General features: G+C 61.5%; 13 protein-coding genes. 7 read left to right on the top strand and 6 right to left on the bottom strand.

Annotation, left to right across the window (positions count from 1 at the left end; all coding sequences use genetic code 11):
* Positions 1 to 41: 41 nt before the first annotated feature.
* Complete coding sequence (locus tag EEQ99_RS06595; protein WP_063474473.1) at positions 42 to 749, bottom strand: DUF1045 domain-containing protein; 708 nt, start codon at positions 747 to 749, stop codon at positions 42 to 44.
* A 114-nt stretch (positions 750 to 863) separates the two neighbouring features.
* On the bottom strand, positions 864 to 2,042 hold the full coding sequence (locus EEQ99_RS06590; protein ID WP_063474472.1) for an NAD(P)/FAD-dependent oxidoreductase: 1,179 nt from the start codon (positions 2,040 to 2,042) through the stop codon (positions 864 to 866).
* Between EEQ99_RS06590 and mnmC2 the strand changes: the two genes are divergently transcribed.
* Positions 2,041 to 2,781, top strand: a complete 741-nt coding sequence (mnmC2, locus tag EEQ99_RS06585) for a tRNA (5-methylaminomethyl-2-thiouridine)(34)-methyltransferase MnmC2 (protein ID WP_063474471.1) — start codon at positions 2,041 to 2,043, stop codon at positions 2,779 to 2,781. The genes EEQ99_RS06590 and mnmC2 overlap by 2 nt on opposite strands.
* Here the strand turns inward: mnmC2 and EEQ99_RS06580 are convergent.
* Positions 2,778 to 6,143, bottom strand: a complete 3,366-nt coding sequence (locus EEQ99_RS06580) for a response regulator (protein ID WP_063474470.1) — start codon at positions 6,141 to 6,143, stop codon at positions 2,778 to 2,780. The genes mnmC2 and EEQ99_RS06580 overlap by 4 nt on opposite strands.
* Positions 6,144 to 6,438: 295 nt before the next feature.
* Here EEQ99_RS06580 and EEQ99_RS06575 point away from each other — a divergent pair, with 295 nt between their 5' ends.
* On the top strand, positions 6,439 to 6,747 hold the full coding sequence (locus EEQ99_RS06575) for a hypothetical protein (protein ID WP_063474469.1): 309 nt from the start codon (positions 6,439 to 6,441) through the stop codon (positions 6,745 to 6,747).
* Positions 6,748 to 6,919: 172 nt separating this feature from the next.
* Here the strand turns inward: EEQ99_RS06575 and EEQ99_RS06570 are convergent, their stop codons facing one another.
* Entirely contained in the window at positions 6,920 to 8,305 is a 1,386-nt protein-coding gene (locus EEQ99_RS06570; protein WP_063474468.1) for an MFS transporter, read from the bottom strand.
* A gap of 197 nt (positions 8,306 to 8,502) precedes the next feature.
* Complete coding sequence (locus EEQ99_RS06565; RefSeq protein ID WP_047611424.1) at positions 8,503 to 9,450, bottom strand: dihydrodipicolinate synthase family protein; 948 nt, start codon at positions 9,448 to 9,450, stop codon at positions 8,503 to 8,505.
* 160 nt (positions 9,451 to 9,610) lie between these two features.
* Here EEQ99_RS06565 and EEQ99_RS06560 point away from each other — a divergent pair, with 160 nt between their 5' ends.
* The 3 genes from EEQ99_RS06560 to EEQ99_RS06550 all read left to right on the top strand — a co-directional run bounded on the left by EEQ99_RS06560 (position 9,611) and on the right by EEQ99_RS06550 (position 13,821).
* Positions 9,611 to 10,639 carry a LacI family DNA-binding transcriptional regulator gene (locus EEQ99_RS06560; RefSeq protein ID WP_063474466.1) on the top strand — a complete coding sequence of 343 codons (1,029 nt, stop codon included), beginning with the start codon at positions 9,611 to 9,613 and terminating at the stop codon, positions 10,637 to 10,639.
* Positions 10,640 to 10,779: 140 nt separating this feature from the next.
* A complete protein-coding gene (locus EEQ99_RS06555) occupies positions 10,780 to 11,895 on the top strand; it encodes a DNA alkylation repair protein (RefSeq protein ID WP_127430168.1) in 1,116 nt (371 codons plus the stop codon).
* A gap of 246 nt (positions 11,896 to 12,141) precedes the next feature.
* Positions 12,142 to 13,821 carry a DEAD/DEAH box helicase gene (locus EEQ99_RS06550; RefSeq protein WP_063474464.1) on the top strand — a complete coding sequence of 560 codons (1,680 nt, stop codon included), beginning with the start codon at positions 12,142 to 12,144 and terminating at the stop codon, positions 13,819 to 13,821.
* Between the two features lie 160 nt (positions 13,822 to 13,981).
* Here EEQ99_RS06550 and EEQ99_RS06545 read toward each other — a convergent pair whose 3' ends face one another.
* Positions 13,982 to 14,884, bottom strand: a complete 903-nt coding sequence (locus EEQ99_RS06545; protein ID WP_063474463.1) for a DMT family transporter — start codon at positions 14,882 to 14,884, stop codon at positions 13,982 to 13,984.
* Between the two features lie 362 nt (positions 14,885 to 15,246).
* Between EEQ99_RS06545 and EEQ99_RS06540 the strand changes: the two genes are divergently transcribed.
* Together EEQ99_RS06540 and EEQ99_RS06535 are read left to right on the top strand one after the other, a co-directional pair.
* On the top strand, positions 15,247 to 16,656 hold the full coding sequence (locus tag EEQ99_RS06540) for a circularly permuted type 2 ATP-grasp protein (RefSeq protein WP_047611432.1): 1,410 nt from the start codon (positions 15,247 to 15,249) through the stop codon (positions 16,654 to 16,656).
* On the top strand, positions 16,656 to 17,597 hold the full coding sequence (locus EEQ99_RS06535) for an alpha-E domain-containing protein (protein WP_063474462.1): 942 nt from the start codon (positions 16,656 to 16,658) through the stop codon (positions 17,595 to 17,597). Before EEQ99_RS06540 ends, EEQ99_RS06535 begins: the two co-directional genes overlap by 1 nt.
* The last annotated feature ends 10 nt before the right edge of the window (positions 17,598 to 17,607 follow it).

Genomic DNA, 17,607 nt, shown 5'->3' with positions numbered 1-17,607 from the left:
CGGGATTTTCCCATTACGGAACAAATCTTTAGCCTGGATATTCAGGCGATCTTGCGCGCGCTGACCTTGCCCATCGGATGCAGCGAATGAACGCGGAAAGGGCCGCCGGTGCCCTCCTCGATCATCAGCGCCACGTTGGAAACCGTGACCGGCTCGCATAACACAGGCTCGAAGATCGTCTGCAGCGCCGGCTCGATGCGCGGCATGTCGATCGCGTTGACAGGGCCTGTCACCGGCATATGAAAGCGGAACTCCTCCATCACGTAAGGGCTACCCCAGCGATGCAGATTGGCAAATTGCGTCGCCGACAGCCCGTCCGGATCGCTGCGTTCGATCTCGGCCTCGCTCAGCGGCGCGCGGAAACGATCGAATTCCTGCACGATCGCCGAGGCGAGATACTGGATCTGCTCGCAGGGAATACTCGGCAGCAGGCTGTAGAAATTGCCGAGCCGGGCGACTTCGATACGCGGAATCTGGAAGGGAACGAAGGTCCCGGAAAAACGCATCAGATCGCGCAAGAGTTGCGCTTCCGACATCTCGTGAGACAAGTGAAATGGCGTCTTCAAAACGCCGTGAAAACCATAGCGCCGCGGCACGGCGGTATGGAAGGCGATCTCGTGAATGCCGAGACCACGAACGGCCGGAGGCTCCACCATATCGCCCGAAAACACGTTGCGGCCAAGCCAACTGGCGGCCACGAGCGATAGCGGGTCGCTCGCCGGGGGCGTGAAGCAAATGGCATAGCGCATGCAATTTCCTCCATCAAGGAAGTGAGCGCCGCTGACTTCAGGCGCTGTCGATGCGCAAGCAGATAGGTGATTTGCATGACAGAATAACGAAACGCAGCGGCGCCTAATTCACGTTTAACGTGAAGCCGCCGCGATGTGGCTTGAAATTGCGAAGCTTTCCGGCAACAAAAATCCGCAATCTGTATCGCCTGCGATTGCTATCGCCGCCTCCGCCAGCCGGTGCGCTAGGCCGAAGCTGACCTTGAAGCCACCGGTCAGCGCGATCAGGCGTGGGTGATCGGGGTGGCGACCGGTCATCGGATCCCGGTCGATCGCCTTCGGGCGAAGCCCCGCCCAGCGCTCGACGACCGGGGCGTCGCGAAGGCTTGGCACGATCACCCGCGCCGTCTCGATCAGCATGTCGAGCTGGGCGTCGGTCGACATGGGATCGTCAAAGCGGTTCTCACTGGTGCTGCCGATCGCCACGTGCCCGCCTTCATGTGCGACGACATAGAGCCCGTCGAGAAAGATCGTCGGCAGCGACGGGTCGATATCGGCTTTCAACAGAGCCGCCTGCCCTTTGACCGGCTGGCCGAGCGGCTGCTTCAGCCCGGGCGTCAGCTCCTGCAACAGCGGAAAGGACTGATAGCCGGCGGCAAGGATGCAGCGGCTGAAAGCCAAGCTTTCGCCGCCTATTTCGGCGGTGCCGCGATCGGGATCAAGGCCTGCAACCCTGGCATGTTCGATGATCCGCACGTGTTTTGCCCGCCGCAGGAAGGCGGTAAGCGCCGCGATCAGCAACCGCGGCGCAACGCGCGCGGCGAGCGTGTCGTGCACGAAGCCGCTCTTGCCGGCGGACGGCTCGATCCAGCCATCGACCGGCGGACTGTCGAGCACATGCCAGTGGAAGCGGCGCTCGCCCGCCCGCCAATGGCGCTCGGCGTCTTCGAAATGGCCGCACGCTATGCGGTTGAGATGCGGCTTCGGCAACGGGATCAGCCGCCCGGACCTGGTATAACCGGCGGAAAGCCCGGTCATTGCTTCGAGCGCTGCGATTTCGGCTTCGAGTAGGACCAGCGCATCGAACTGGAACTGCTTCTTTTCAGACCACCGATCCGGCATATGCGGCATCAGCGCGCCGAGCAGGCCGCCGCTTGCGCCTTCGCCCAATCTGCCGGCGTCAGCAATAAGGGTACGGATGCCCCGGCGCTCGGCGTGGACGGCCGCCCAGAGACCCATGATGCCGCCGCCGACGATCAGCAATTCCGAGGATGATTGACCTGAGACCTGCTGAGGATTATCGGCTTTTTCCATGACAGACGTGAACCCCGATCAGATTGGCGCAGGCGCGCCGCAGCCGCTCGAATGGCGCGACGGCGATATGCCCTATTCCACCGCCTTTGGCGATCATTTTTATTGCCAGACGGATGGCCGGCTGGAATGCGGCCACGTCTTCCTCGCCGGCAACGGCCTGCCTGAGCGCTGGAACGGGCGGCAGGAATTCATGATCGGCGAGCTCGGCTTCGGCACCGGCCTGAACTTCGCCGAGACCTGGCGGCAGTGGAAGCTCCACCGAGCCGGCGGCCAGCACCTGCATTTCATCTCCTTCGAGCTCCATCCGATGCGTGGCGAAGAGATCGGCCGGGCGCTGTCGCATTGGCCGGAGATCGATAGCGAGCGCGAGGCGCTGACGGCGGCCTGGCCGCAGACGCCTGCTGGAACCGTCTCGCTCGATCTCGATCCTCAGACGCGACTCAGCGTCGTCTGCGGCCGCGCGCTCGACGGTGTCGCCGCGGCAAAGCCCGGCTTCGACGCCTGGTATCTCGACGGCTTCGCCCCGTCACGCAACGGCGACATGTGGTCGGAGGAACTGATGCGGCTCGTCTGCGAGAAAAGTGCCGCCGGCGGCACGTTCGCCACCTATGCGGCGGCCGGCTTCGTGCGCCGCAACCTCATTGCCGCCGGTTTTGCCGTCGAGCGCCGCCAAGGCTTCGCCGGCAAGCGCGAAATGCTCTGCGGTATCAAGGCGTCCCCCGGTCAGCGCGCGGATTAATAGCTGCTGCGCTCCGGCTGCTGCTCGCTCGTTCCGAGCCATTGCCGGATTTTCTCTTCCAATAGTTCAGGGCTGATCGGCTTCGACATGTAATCGTCCATGCCGGCGTCGAGGCAAAGCTCGCGGTCGCTTTCGAGCGCATGGGCGGTGACCCCGATGATCGGCACGCGGTGCCCCTGGCCCTTTTCCCTTTCGCGGATCGTCTGGGTCGCCTGATGGCCGTTCATGACGGGCATGGAGACATCCATCATGATGATGCGCGGCGTATGCCGCTCCCAGGCAGCGACCGCCGCCTCACCATTCTCGACGACGAGGAAGGAAAGACCCGTTCCCTGCAGGATCTGCGTGAAGACGATCTGGTTGACCTCGTTGTCCTCGGCAACGAGCACGTCGACGAATTCGGCCGCCCGCTTCTGCGGCGCGGGTGCCGGCGGCTTTGCCGGTGCCGCCGCTTCCCTCTGCAGCCGGGCGATCTCGGCCTCGGAGGCCTGCTTGACGCGGCTGGCGCGCACCACTTCGACGACGGTGTTGCGCAGCACGTTGGCGCGCGCCGGCTTCATCAGATGCGCGTGGCCGTTGAGCGCCGCGAATTCCTTTTCCGTGCCGGAAATATCCATCGACGTCAGGAAGATGATCGGCAATTCGACAAAGCGGGGATCGGCGCGGAGCCGGCGCGCGACATCGGCCCCGTTCATATCGGGCATGTGATAGTCGAGCACCACGGCATCGACGGCAATGCCGAGATCGGCCGCCGCCTCGAGGATCGCAAGGCCGGTACCGCCGCCTTCGGCGGCCACGCCGTCGAAACCCCAGAGAGCAAGCTGCTCGGTCAGAATGCGCCGGTTCACGTCATTGTCGTCGACGACGAGGACGCGCGCGCCCTGCACGTTGATCGGCAACGGCTTCGGTTCGATGCGGGCGGCCGCCACCGCAAACGGCAGATTGACGGTGAAGACCGAGCCCTTGTTGCCTTCGCTTTCGACGTTGAGATACCCGCCGAAAAGGTCGACGAGCCCGGCAGTGATCGCAAGGCCGAGGCCCGTTCCCTCATGCCGGCGGGTCGAGGAGGCGTCCACCTGCGAAAACTTGTCGAAGATCGATTCGAGTTTCTCCGGCGGGATGCCGATACCGGTATCCTCGATGCGGATGCTCGCCATGATCTCGCCGCCGTCGGCGGCCTGAAAGCCGAGATCGACGAAGACGTGGCCACGCTCGGTGAACTTGACGGCGTTGCCAACGAGATTCGTGACGATCTGACGGAAACGCCCGGCATCGCCGATCACGGCGGCAGGCAGGTCGGGTGCGGCCCGCACCAGCAGCTCGATGTTCTTCTCGGCGGCATGCGAAGACAAGAGTGTCGCCACGTCCTCCACCGCTTCGGTAATATCGAAGGCGGCCTTGCGCAGTTTCATCTGTCCGGCATCGATCTTCGAGAAGTCGAGGATGTCATTGATAATCGTCAGCAGCGCATTGCCCGATTTGACGATGATGTCGACGAAAGTCTTCTGGCGCGTGTCGAGATTGGTCTTGGCAAGCAGCTCCGCCATGCCAAGAACGCCGTTCATCGGCGTGCGGATCTCGTGGCTCATATTGGCGAGGAATTCGGATTTGGCGCGGTCGGCGGCTTCGGCGCGCGACAGCAGCTGCCGCAGTTCCTCCTCACGGCTCTTCAGCTCGGTGACGTCGGTGAAGAGCGCCACCCAATGCTGCCCCTCGCTGACCGTCGCCTCCATGTTGACCCAGCGTTCCCCGGCGACATGGAAGACGGTGGAAATCGGCTGCCGCGCCGCAATATTGGCGCGCCAGCCCTGCAGGATCTCGGCCGCCGCATCATGGAAATCGCCGCGCACCGCGCAGAAATCGAAGAGCCCGAGCCAGCTCACGCCTGGCTCGATATAGGGGGCCGGAATGCGCAGGATCTCTGAAAGCGCTTCGTTGGATAGCTTGATGATGCCGTCCTGGACGATGGCGATCCCCTGCGACATGGCGCGCGTTGCATCGCGCATCATCTCGCCGACCTGCTCCAGCGCCGCACGCGCCTCGTGGATTTCCTTTTCCCGTTCGCGCACCGCCGAAATATCGGCATAAGAAAGCAGGATGCGGTCGTGGGAGAGGCGGCGGCTGTCGAAGATGACGGATTTGCTGCCCGCCCAGCCGAGTTCGATCGGCTCCGGCTCATCTGTCTCGAACAGGTGCTTGCGGAAGGCGTAGATTTCCTCCGGCGTCTGCGTGCCGTCGTAGCGACCGAGCTCGTAATTGCGGCGGATGACGTCGATGAAGTGGCGACCGTCGAAGCGATCGTCGAGCGGCAGATCCCAGATGCTGTAGAATTCGTCGTTGACGTAGAGAATCCGATGGTCGTTATCGAGGATCAGCACGCCGACCGGCAGCGAACGCAGGATGCTTTCGATATCCCGGTGCAGGATTTCTTCCTGCTTACGCGACGCAATCAGCGCCTTTTCGCGTTCCTTGAGCGGCGAGATGTCGGAAAAAGAGCCGACGACATAAGTGCGGCCGTCCGCCGTCATGACGCGGTTGACGCGCGAGATGACGGGATAGACGTGGCCGCTCTTGCTCGGCATTTCGCTTTCGATCTCCACCGACGTGCCGTACTTCAACGCCAGCAGGTTTTCCTGGTAGATCGCCTCGCCACCTTCCGGCCCGAACATTTCATATTCGGTCATTCCCAGTATCTGGGAGCGGTCGTGGCCGCTGAAGGTGTCGTAATATTTATTGGCATAGACCAGGCGGTGCCCGTCATCGCGCACGAAGACTGCAACCGGTAGGTCCTCCAGGACAGTGCGGAGAACGTCGAGTTCGTTGACGCTCTCGCCCCAGGCCGAATCTCCGGCGGCCGCAGGCTTCGCGCCATTACTGTAGGCGGCGTTGACGACCAGCGGGCGGCCGTCCCCGGCAAAGATGCCGATCGGATGATCAAGCTTTTCCAGCACCTCGCGCACGCGAGCGAAATCGGCGGCGACACCGCTATCGCCAACGGCGCGGCGCGGCGCCTCGCGCACTTCGAAAATGCCGAGCACATAGGCCCGCTCCGGCGACGGAGAGAAGCTTTCGATCTGAATGCGCTCATGGCCAAGGCCTGCCGCATCGAAACAGATGGCGCTTTCCTCGGTGCCGAACACCAGCGCGCGGCGTTCCCTGTCCTCGCGCTCCTCTTCCTCGGGACGGTCGAAGAGTTCGCGGCTGCGTCTGCCGATGAAATCGGAGATTTCGCGGCCCAGAAAACGGGCATAGGCCTCGTTGACGGCGATATAGCGCAGCTCGCTGTTCTTGACATAGGCCGGGGTATCCAGATCAGCGATCCGGCGGCAAGCCAACTCCAGAAGGTCCCCGGCTGATTTCAAAAATATAGCTCCAGCAATGAATGAAATATCGACTACAAAAACTATAACGCCAAGGCTTTTAACAAGGTTTTAACCATAAATTTCGATAGCGAAATTTTACGGGCCGGCTCGCCAATTTCCGGCTCGCCAAGTTGAAGACAACTCACCTTGACCGCCCAGACTTGAAAGCAGGGGATCCGCTGAAATCATGACAAAAATTTAATGCCGAAACCGCTTGCGCGGCCATTGCGGCGCCGTGATCCAGGCCGAGTCTCGACATGGCTTTATTGGAAGCCAGCCATGAAAGGAAAATAGCATGTCCGTTTTTCATAAGACCATGGCGACGGGCCTGATCGCGCTGACCTTTGCCGGCGCCTCGCTCGCCACCGCTACCACCGCCGATGCCCGTCCACGCGATGCCTTCTGGGGCGGCCTTGCCGCCGGCGTCGTCGGCGGCGCGCTGCTGTCCGAGGCCGCCCGTCCCGCCTACCCTGTCTATCCCGCCTATCCTGTTTATCGCCCCTATCCCGTCTATAGGACCTATTACCGGCCGTCCTATTGCCATCTCGAATGGCGGCATGATCGCTGGGGCGATCCCTACCGCGTCAAAGTCTGCCCGGAATAGAGAAGCCTCAATTCGGCGCCGCTTGACCTTCGCAGACGCCGGTCCATGACAGCGCCGCGCGGCTTTCAGACGTGCGGCGCTGTAACACTTTGAATTGCTGCAACGGCAATCAAATGAAACTGGCGGATTTTCATCCGCCAGATCAAAGCCAATCAGACCACATTTTGAACCGTTACGGAGAAAGCTCCTCCAGCACGCGATCCTTGGTTTCTATTGCAAACAGCATGGTGATGATTGCACCGACGATCAGAATGGCTGCGAAGCTCACGAAGACATACTGGATGCCCATGGAAGACATCACCGTGCCGACGAGGATCGGGCCGGTCGATGACCCCAAGCGAAGCCAGGCGCTACCGGTTCCTGTTCCCAGTGCCCTGAGGCGCGTCGGGTAGATCTCTGCCGAGTACAGGTACAAGGAAAATGTGACGGTCTGGACGATCGCATAAGCGAGACCGGCAAGAACCAAAACCTGGATGGGAGAGGTCGCGCCGAGCCATGCGAGGGCCAGCAGCGGCACGGGAGCGAGAAGCAGCGCACCCGTGTACCAACGCTTGCGCCCCACTTTATCGATGAGCAGCGCGCAGATGACAGCCGCGATCACGCCGCCGACTGACGTCAGGAAACCATAGAAGATGCTGGTTTGAAGCGGCAGGTTGAAGACCTGTCGATAAAGGGTCGGCAGCCAGGTGATCGTACCGTTGGCCACCGTATAGGCGGTAAACCACATTGCCCAGATGGAAAGCGTCCGCTTCAGGTAAACGCCCTGGAAGAGCTCGCGCCAGTCCGACGTGCGGCGGACCGGCGCTTGGATGAGCTTCGGTTCGGGCAGTTCCTTGCCGGCGGCACGAGCGCTTTCTTCCATGCGGGTGACGATAGCGTCTGCTTCGCCGTATCGGCCGTTGGCAGCCAGCCAACGCGGTGATTCCTTGAGGAACCAGCGCAGCGGAATCATCAGGATTGCGGGAACGAGGCCGACGACGAACATCGCCTTCCAACCGTAAACCGGTACCATGAAGTAGCCGATCAGCCCGGCGCCGACGAGGCCCAACAAGAACATGACCTCATAAAGGAGGAAGAACTTGCCGCGCCCCTTCGACCCGATCAACTCGTTGATATAGGCGCTGGCGACCGGGACCTCGCCGCCGGTGCCGATCCCCTGGACGAAACGGAAGGCCATCATCATGCCGGCCCCGGCAGCGAACAGGCATGCGACATCCATGCTGACGAAGAGCAGGATCGTGAAGAGAAGAACTTTCAGCCGGCCGACCTTCTCGGCAAGCCAGCCAAACAGGATCGCACCGATCAACTGTCCCAGATAGCCCATCGATAGGATCATGCCGGTCTGTGAGGGGCTCAGGCCCCACTCGCGGACGAGGACGGGCATGGCATAAGCGATAGCGATGACCGTGTAGCCGTCGAAGAACGTTGCGGCGCCGACGATATTGCGCGCCCAGAACACCTCGCGGGTGATGGGGAGGCGCTCCAGACGAGCGCTGATTTCGGCCTGAGGATCAGCGGCATTCGCCGTCTCAGCCGGTATAGGCTGCATGACATTCATTGGTTCCTCCTTCTCGCCCCGTGGCCTACCACTCTCCCGGCCAGGGGCGCTCCTGCTTGATGGTTGCTACTGCGCGTCAGTTTGTCCTGTCAGAGCAATGGCCTTCAAAGACGTTCAAACCTGCCTCGGCGGGTTTCCATGACTTCCTCCTCCCTTTGCAATGCGCCCCTGCGACCTGCGCAGGGGCGTCAAAGAGGTCACTCGGCAGCCAGCAGTTGGTCAACGCGACCAATACCGGCAGCGTCGAAGGCAGCAAAAATCTCCGCTTCTGCCTTGTCGCCAAGGCTCTTCAGCGGCTCGCGGATCGTGGCGTGGTCCAGGATACCGCGGTGCACGAGGCCGAGTTTCAGGGCCACGGTGCCTTCCATATGAGAGCCGCGATGATAGACGGCACGCGTCACCGGAAGAAGGCGCTCGAAGATCTTGCGCGCTTCCGGATAGTCCTGCGCCTTGCCGGCTTTGATCAGGTCGATGAGCAACTCCGGCGCGATATTGCCATAGCCGACGAGCAGGCCATCGACATCGAACATGGTTGGCAGCAGCCATTCATCGTGGCAGCTCAGAACCTGCAGCTTTGGATTGGCCTTCTTCAGCTCTGGAATTTCGACATACCAGCGCTTCATATTGCGCACGCCGTTCTTGGTGGCGACGACGCCTTCCTGTGTGGCAATCGCAAGCTGTGTATCGAGATCGTAAGATGCCTTGGTGGCGTCGGGATATTGGAACAGGATGCACTGGAGGCCGGACTCCTGCCAGATTGCCTTGTAGCGATCCTGAGGCGCTCCCTTCTGAAAGCCGAAACGCAGCCAGCCGTGGTTGGGATAGACGAGTGCGCCGGTGGCACCCGCGGCTTTGCATTTCCTGGCCTCTTCAGCGGCGACCTTCGTGCCTTCACCGGTAATCCCGGCAATGATCGGAACGGCACCGTCGACTGCTTCAACATATGTGCGGATGAGAGCAAGGCGCTCCTCTTCCGTGAGGAAGGTGCCCTCGCCGGCATGGCCGAGGATGACGAGGCTTTTGACGCCTTCCATCGAGACCAGCCATTTGGCGAGCTTGGCGTTGGCTTTGTGATCAACTTCGCCGTCACGGGTGAAAGCGGTAACGGGGGCCGGGCTCAGCCCGCGCATATCCATCGGTTGCATATTGGTCTCCTCCTTCGTGCGATCGCGGTTCACTCGCGATCGCTATAGGATCGTTTACGGGAACGTTCCCACTATCGTTCTTGAATTTCCTGGAGTCAATATCTTTTTTGGTGCATGCTGAGAGCGGCGGCCCAATGCCGACTCGTATGGAAAAGGCTCAATGAATTCAAAAGCGGATGAAGTTCCGGGACAGACCCGCGTCACTATTCACGGCGTGGCTGCCGCAGCCGGCGTCTCCAAGTCTACCGTGTCCCGCATTCTGGACGAGAGGCTTCCGCGCTCCGACAGTGAGACCGCGCGGCGCGTGCGCAAGGTTGCCGAAGAGCTCGGATACGTTCGCGATGTTTCTGCAGCGAGCCTCAGGCGCGGCAACACGATGACGGTCGGGGTGATTGTACCCAGGCTGACGGATACGGTCATGGCCATGCTTTACGAAGCGCTGGCCAAGGCCTGCAGCCGTAGTGGCCGCTTCGCGATTGTCGCAACGACCGACGACAAGCCAAGAGCAGACCGGCTTGCGGCCGAGTCTCTGTTGAAGCGGGGTGTCGATGGATTGATTCTTTCGACAGCGCGGGAAGACGATGACTTTCCGGACGAGCTGGCAAAACGCGGCATTCCCTATGTCCTGGCGCTCCGAACGGATGGCCACAGCCTCTCGTCAGTCGGCGATGACAGGCTCGGTGGCTACCTCGCGGCCCGCCATCTCCTCGATCTCGGCCACCGCAGAATTGGCGTCATTGCCGGTCCATCCTATGCCTCCAGTTCGCGGGGGCGCGTGGAGGGTTTCCGCCACGCCCTGGAAGAGGCTGGATTGAATGCAGATCCCTCATACATCATTCCCTCGACATTCGGCATCGAGTCCGGTGCGGTAGCCGTCGAGACACTGATGCATCTCAGTCCACGTCCAACCGCCGTTTTCGCCGTCAACGACAATACTGCCATCGGCGCTTTGTCGGGACTGACGAAACTTGGCCTTTCCGTGCCGCAGGACATCTCGATCGTAGGCTATAACGACATTCCGATTGTCAGCCACCTCCCCACACCGCTCACGACACTACGGGTGCCGTTCGAGCAAATTGCATCAAACGCCCTTGATCTTCTTGCAGGTGACAACAGTCCTGCCGAGGAGCGCATTCGGATCTCGGCCCCAACCCTCATTCCAAGGAAATCGACGGCACCGTTGCGTTGAAAGGTCGCGAAGTCGCGCGCTTCCGCTATCTGCACCCGATTGCTCGGGTGGATGCGATCACTCTATTCTCCAACAAAGGCCAGCTGTTTCGCAGACCAAGCCGCCCTCATGCGGCCGCCGCATAGAGGAAGGACCCCAGCATGCCGGAACCGCTGAAGAACCTGCTGCATGAAGCGCTGGTCGGCGATATGGCCGATCGTATTGGTGGCAACGCGTCGGCTTTCGACAGAGACCGTTTCGTGACGCTGGCGACCAATGGCCTCACGGCGCTGGAACTGATGGAGCGCTCGGCGCTGATCCGCGACGCCCTGTTTGCGACGCTTCCCGATGATTTGCGCGAGGCCGCAGCCATTCTGATGGCAAGCCTGCCCGCCACCGGCAGGCAGGGGCTCTCCGGCTGGATGCTGTTGCCGGTCAATCAGTTCATCGCTGCGCGCGGCCTTGATCATTTCGATCTCGGCCTCGACCTGCTGAAGGCGCTGACGCCGCATTTCACTGCCGAATTCGGCATCCGGCAATTCATCCACCGCGACCAGCAACGCGCACTCGCCATCATTTCCGGCTGGGTCGGCGATCCCGACCGGCATGTGCGCCGGCTGGCGAGCGAGGGAACGCGGCCACGTCTTCCTTGGGCCATGCGCCTGCCGCAGCTCGTAAAGGACCCGGCGCCGATCCTGCCCATCCTGACCGCGCTGATGGATGACCCGGAGGATTATGTGCGCCGTTCCGTCGCCAACAGCCTGAACGACGTCGCCAAGGATCACCCCGATATGGTCGCCGCCTTCATCGCCTGTCATATCGATGCCGCTTCGCCCGAACGCCGCTGGCTGCTGAAACACGCCTCGCGCACGCTTCTGAAGAAGGGCCACGCGCAGGCGCTCGCCAATTTCGGCTTCGCCGCCACCGCTTCGCTCCAATGCGAACTACGGCTCGTAAACGGTGAGGTGATGTTCGGCGAAGGGTTGGATTTCGAAATCCGGTTGACGAATGCCGGCGAGATCCCGCAATCGCTGATGATCGACTACGCCATCCACAATGTGAAGGGCGACGGTTCGCTCTCGCCCAAGGTTTTCAAGTGCAAGACGATCACGCTCGCGCCCGGGCAAAGCCGGACGATTGAGCGCCGCCACGCCATGCGGCCAATCACGACGCGGCGCTATTATCCCGGCGAACACCGCATCGCCATCCTCGTCAACGGCGCGGAGACCGCATCGGAAAGCTTCGTCCTCGTCATGCCCTCAGCTGACCCAGGCTAAGGCTTTCTTGTGCACCGCACTTGACTTTCCACGCGAACTAGCCCAAATGCGGGTCAGCTTTCACCCTTCCGGCCGCCGCGTGAGCGTGCCCCTGCTAAAAAATACGGACGCAGGAAGAAGGGACAAAAGCGCATTTCGATAGAGCGCCGCACTCCCATGAGCGGCCAGAAGCGCTGGAAAGCTTTTTCCAACTCACAAGTTCCCACTTCACGCGGGGTTCTTGACGCCAGAATGAAACCGGATCGCATGGTGCGTTCCGGCAATAGTCGTTGTGGCGCCCCGAAAGGTTATGCCTTGACTAATTTTGAATCGCTTGGTGTCTCCAAGCCGATCGTCGCTACTTTGTTCCAGCTCGGCATCGAAACGCCGACACCCATCCAGGAACATGCCATTCCTCTCCTCCTCGAAGGCCGCGACCTGATCGGCCTCGCCCAGACCGGCACAGGCAAGACCGCCGCTTTCGGCCTGCCTCTCATCGAAAAGCTGCTCGCCGACGAACGGCGTCCCGACAACCGCACGACGCGGACGCTGATCCTGGCCCCGACCCGCGAACTGGTGAACCAGATCGCCGAGAGCCTGAAGAAGTTCATCCGCAAGTCGCCGCTGCGCATCAATGTCGTCGTCGGCGGCGTTTCGATCAACAAGCAGCAGCTTCAACTCGAAAAGGGCACCGATATCCTCGTTGCCACGCCTGGCCGCCTGCTCGACCTCGTCAATCGCCGCGCGATCACGCTGACCACGGTCCGCTATCTCGTGCTCGACGAAGCCGACCAGATGCTCGACCTCGGCTTCGTGCATGATCTGCGCAAGATCGCCAAGATGGTGCCGAAGAAGCGACAGACCATGCTCTTCTCGGCCACCATGCCGAAGGCGATCGCCGATCTCGCCGGCGAATACCTCGTCGATCCCGTCAAAGTCGAAGTTACGCCTCCGGGCAAGGCTGCCGACAAGGTCGAACAATACGTCCATTTCGTCGGCGGCAAGAACGACAAGACGGAACTGCTCCGCAAGTCGCTGACTGAAAACCCGGATGGCCGCGCCATCGTCTTCCTGCGCACCAAGCACGGTGCGGAAAAGCTGATGAAGCATCTCGAGAACATCGGCTATTCCGTTGCCTCGATCCATGGCAACAAGAGCCAGGGTCAGCGCGAACGGGCGCTGAAGGCCTTCCGCGACGGCAGCATCAAGACGCTGATCGCCACCGACGTCGCCGCCCGCGGCATCGATATCCCGGCCGTCAGCCACGTCTACAACTACGATCTGCCTGAGGTGCCCGACGCCTATGTCCACCGCATCGGCCGCACGGCGCGCGCCGGCCGCGACGGCATCGCCATCGCCTTCTGCGCCCCTGACGAAGCCAAGCTGCTGCGTGACATCGAACGCCTGATGGGCATCGATATCACCGTCGCAAGCGGCGAACCTCCGGCAAACATGAATGCCACACCCCGTCGTGCCAACGGCAACGGCAACAACCGCAATCGCAATGGCGGCCAGGGTCGCGAAAGTAATGGTCGCGGCGAAGGCCGTGGCGACCAGAATCGCTCCGAGCATCGCGGCAGCCGCCAGGAGCGCCGCCCGCGCCCCGAGCGCCCGACCAGCCGTAACGAGGATTTCCGCGGCCAGCGCCGCGGCGAAGTGACCCCGGATCTCGGTCCTGATAACGATCTGGTCGCAACCTCCGACTTCCGCCCCTCGGCAAAGCCGCAGCGTCCGGCGCATCACGGCGCCCACGCCAATGGCGAACCGAGCGGTCATCACCGCGGCAATAATCGCCATGCCCACGGCCGCCCGGCCCGCAAGCACGGCGAAGACCGCGGCCCGCAGCAGGCCCAGGGCGGCGAACCACGCCGCGACGGCAACGGCGGCAACCGCCGCGGTGGCTCAGGCTCCCGCAACGGCAGCGGCCAGCGCCGCGAACGCGCCTGATCGTTGAACGACTGAAAAGCGGAAAGGCCGGGGATATCTCCGGCCTTTTTGTTATCTCCGCATCATGCTTTCCGAGAATCGGAATCGATTTTCAGAAAGCATGATGCGAGGGTTGAAAGTGTTAGGCTGTCTTTTCTGCGTCCGAAAGAACGCACAGGCTCTATACCTCGACCGGCCTATGCTCGCTGACCGCCCGGCGGTTGGTGAGATAAACGCCTGTCACGACCACCACGGTGCCGAGGATCAACGGCAGGGTCAGCGGTTCCCCGAAGGCGATGAAGGCCTCGAGCGCGACGGTCGGCGGCATCAGGTAGATCAGCGAGGCGGCGCGGGACACCTGGCCGCGACGGATCAGATGAAGCAGCAGTCCGACCCCGCCCATCGACAGGCCGAAAACCGACCAAATGAGCGCGCCATAGGCCTGCGCGGCGCCGTCGAAATGCTGATGCTCGAAGATGAGCGAAAGCGGCAGGGTGAGGATCAGCGCGCCGATATATTGCAGGGTCGCGATCGTTCTGAGGTCACCGGATTGCAGGTGTTTCTTCTGGTAGAGCGTGCCGTAGGTGACGGACGCCATGGCGACGAGGTTGATCGCCAGCGGCAGGGCGGCATGGGTGAGATCGGCGGTCGCCGGATCGAGCAGCTTCGGCGAAATCGCAATGGCAATGCCGATGAAGCCGAGAGCAAGGCCAAGTTTCTGTGCCTGCTGCAAGCGCTCGCCGATGAGGAAAGGAGCCGCCATCGCCGTCAACAGCGGCTGCAGCGCCGCGATGATGCCCGATATGCCGGCCGGCACCCCGTTGGCGATCGCCCACCAGAGACCGGCGAGATAGAAACCATGCAGGAAGAAACCGGAATAGATGGCGCGCAGCGCTGTCGCCCGGCTTTTGGGCCATCGCGCGCGCACCGCCAGGCAGAGCGCCAGAAACGCCGCCGCCGACAGCGCGTAACGTATCGAAAGAAAGGTGAAGGGCTCGGAATGCAGCGAGGCATATTTCGCCACCACCCAGCCCGTGGACCAGAGCAGGACGAAAACGGCGGGGGCAAGGCGATCGAGGGACATGGCGGCTCGCAATAAAAGCTTCGCTGTGCTGATAGCGGCACCCCGTAGCCGCAGTCAAAGGCGAAGCGTTGATGCTTATTTGAAATTTCGCTGATGCAAGGACCCGATGGCGGTTCTGCAGAGGTCGGCGAGCCTCGCGCGCATGGCCATATTCGATCGCCTTGGCTGAACGAAAAACGGTCATATGCTCAGATTTTACGCAGGCACCTTGGATGAATATCCGCCATGCCGCAGCGCATCACGTTAAATGCCCAGATTTTCACCCGTTTCTCGCAGCGCAAAATCTTTTCCCCGAACTGCGCATGGTTCTTGCATTGCCATTTGCGTTGTATTCAAATGAACAAAAAAGGGGAGCCGCGCTTTTGGCATTTGATGAAATGATTACCGGGGACGAAAGCCCTCGCCCGCCTTATGACAAATACTTCGAGTGGTACAACAGCCAAGACCGGGCGCATCTGATTGCCAAGTCCCGCGATGCGGAAAACATCTTCCGGAAGACCGGCATCACATTCGCGGTCTACGGCCATGCCGACAGTTCCGAAAAACTCATCCCCTTCGACATCATTCCCCGCATCATCTCCGCCCGCGAATGGCGCAAGCTCGCCCAGGGCATCGAGCAGCGGGTAATCGCACTCAACGCTTTTCTGGACGATATCTACCATAAGCAGGAGATCATCCGCGCCGGCCGCATCCCGCGCGAACTGATCGAGAACAACGTCACCTTCATCCCCGAGATGATCGGCTTCCGTCCGCCCGGCGGCGTCTACACCCATATCGTCGGCACCGACATCGTGCGCACCGGCGAGGACCAGTTTTACGTGCTTGAGGACAACGCCCGCACGCCCTCCGGTGTCAGCTACATGCTGGAAAACCGGGAAACCATGATGCAGATGTTCCCGGAACTGTTCCACAAGAACAAGGTGCAGCGTGTCGAGGATTATCCCTATCTCTTGCGCCAGAGCCTCGCCTCGCTTGCTCCTCCCGGCTGCACCGGCAAGCCGCGCGTCGCGGTGCTGACCCCCGGCATCTACAATTCGGCCTATTACGAGCATTCCTTCCTCGCCGACATGATGGGCGTCGAACTGGTCGAGGGCTCGGATCTGCGCGTCATCGACGGCAAGGTGAAGATGCGGACGACCCGCGGTTACGAGGCGATCGACGTGCTCTACCGCCGCGTCGACGACGACTTCCTCGATCCCCTGACCTTCCGGGCCGATTCCGCGCTCGGCATTCCCGGCATCATGGATGTCTACCGTTCCGGCAACATCACCATCGCCAATGCGCCGGGCACCGGCATTTGCGACGACAAGGCGATCTATTCCTATATGCCCGAGATCGTCGAATTCTATACCGGCCGCAAGGCCCTGCTCGAAAACGTGCCGACCTGGCGTTGTTCGGAAGCATCAAGCCTGAAATACGTGCTGGAACATCTGGAGGAGCTGGTCGTCAAGGAAGTGCACGGTTCCGGCGGCTACGGCATGCTTGTGGGACCGACGGCATCGAAGAAGGAACGCGCCGATTTCGCCGAGAAGCTGAAGGCCAAGCCGAACAATTACATCGCCCAGCCGACGCTGTCGCTCTCCACCGTGCCGATCCTCGTCAACAAGGGCATCGCGCCGCGCCATGTCGACCTTCGCCCCTATGTGCTTGTATCCGACAAGGTTCAGATCATTCCGGGCGGGCTCACCCGCGTGGCGCTGAAGCAAGGCTCGCTGGTGGTCAATTCCAGCCAGGGCGGCGGCACCAAAGACACCTGGGTATTGGAGGACTGATGCTCGGAAGAACCGCAAACGGCCTCTACTGGATGTTCCGTTACATCGAGCGCGCCGAAAATATCGCCCGCCTGATCGATGCCGGGTTGCGCATGTCGCTGACCCGCAGCAGCACCGGCGATGACAACTGGGATGGCGTGCTGCAAAGCGCCGGCGTGCGCGAGGCCTATGACGAGGGCCACGCAAAGCTGACCAATGCCGACGCGATCGACTATCTCCTGCGCGATCGCGCCAATCCGTCGAGCGTCATGTCCTGCATCGAGTCCGGCAGAAACAATGCCCGCATGGTGCGCACGGCTCTGACGCGCGAGACCTGGGAAGCCACCAACGAATGCTGGATCGAGCTGAAGTCTCTGCTCGAAAAGCGCGTCAAGGCGGCCGACATGCCGGAGGTGATCGACGTCATCAAGCGCCGTGCCGGCCTCATCCGCGGCGCCTTCCACGGCTCGACACTGCGCAACGAACTCTATAATTTCGCCCGCATCGGCACCTTCATCGAGCGGGCCGATAATACCAGCCGCATCCTCGACGTGAAATATTACGTGCTGCTGCCCTCGGTCTCATCAGTCGGCTCCTCTCTCGACAATGTGCAGTGGGAATCGATCCTGCGCTCGGTCTCCGCACACCGGGCCTATAGCTGGGCCTATGACGGCGAATACCGGGCGATGAACATCGCCGACTTTCTGACGCTGAATGTGCAGATGCCGCGCTCGCTTGCCTATTGCTATGAGAAGATCGTCAGCAATCTCGGCTATCTCGCCACGGATTACGGGGAGCGGCTCGCCGCTCACGATACGGCGGACGCAATCCGCACCACACTGCAGACGAGAGCGATCCGGGATATCATGGATCAGGGCCTGCACGAATTCCTGGAGGATTTCGTCGCGCGCAACAACAAGCTCGGTGCGGAAATTTCCGACGGCTACCGGTTCTATGTATAAGCGGATCAGA

It is taken from the genome of Rhizobium anhuiense (assembly GCF_003985145.1).
Taxonomy (GTDB): Bacteria; Pseudomonadota; Alphaproteobacteria; order Rhizobiales; family Rhizobiaceae; genus Rhizobium; species Rhizobium anhuiense.
The sequence above is the reverse complement of the archived record's forward strand: the minus strand, read 5'-3'. Positions and strand labels throughout refer to the sequence as shown.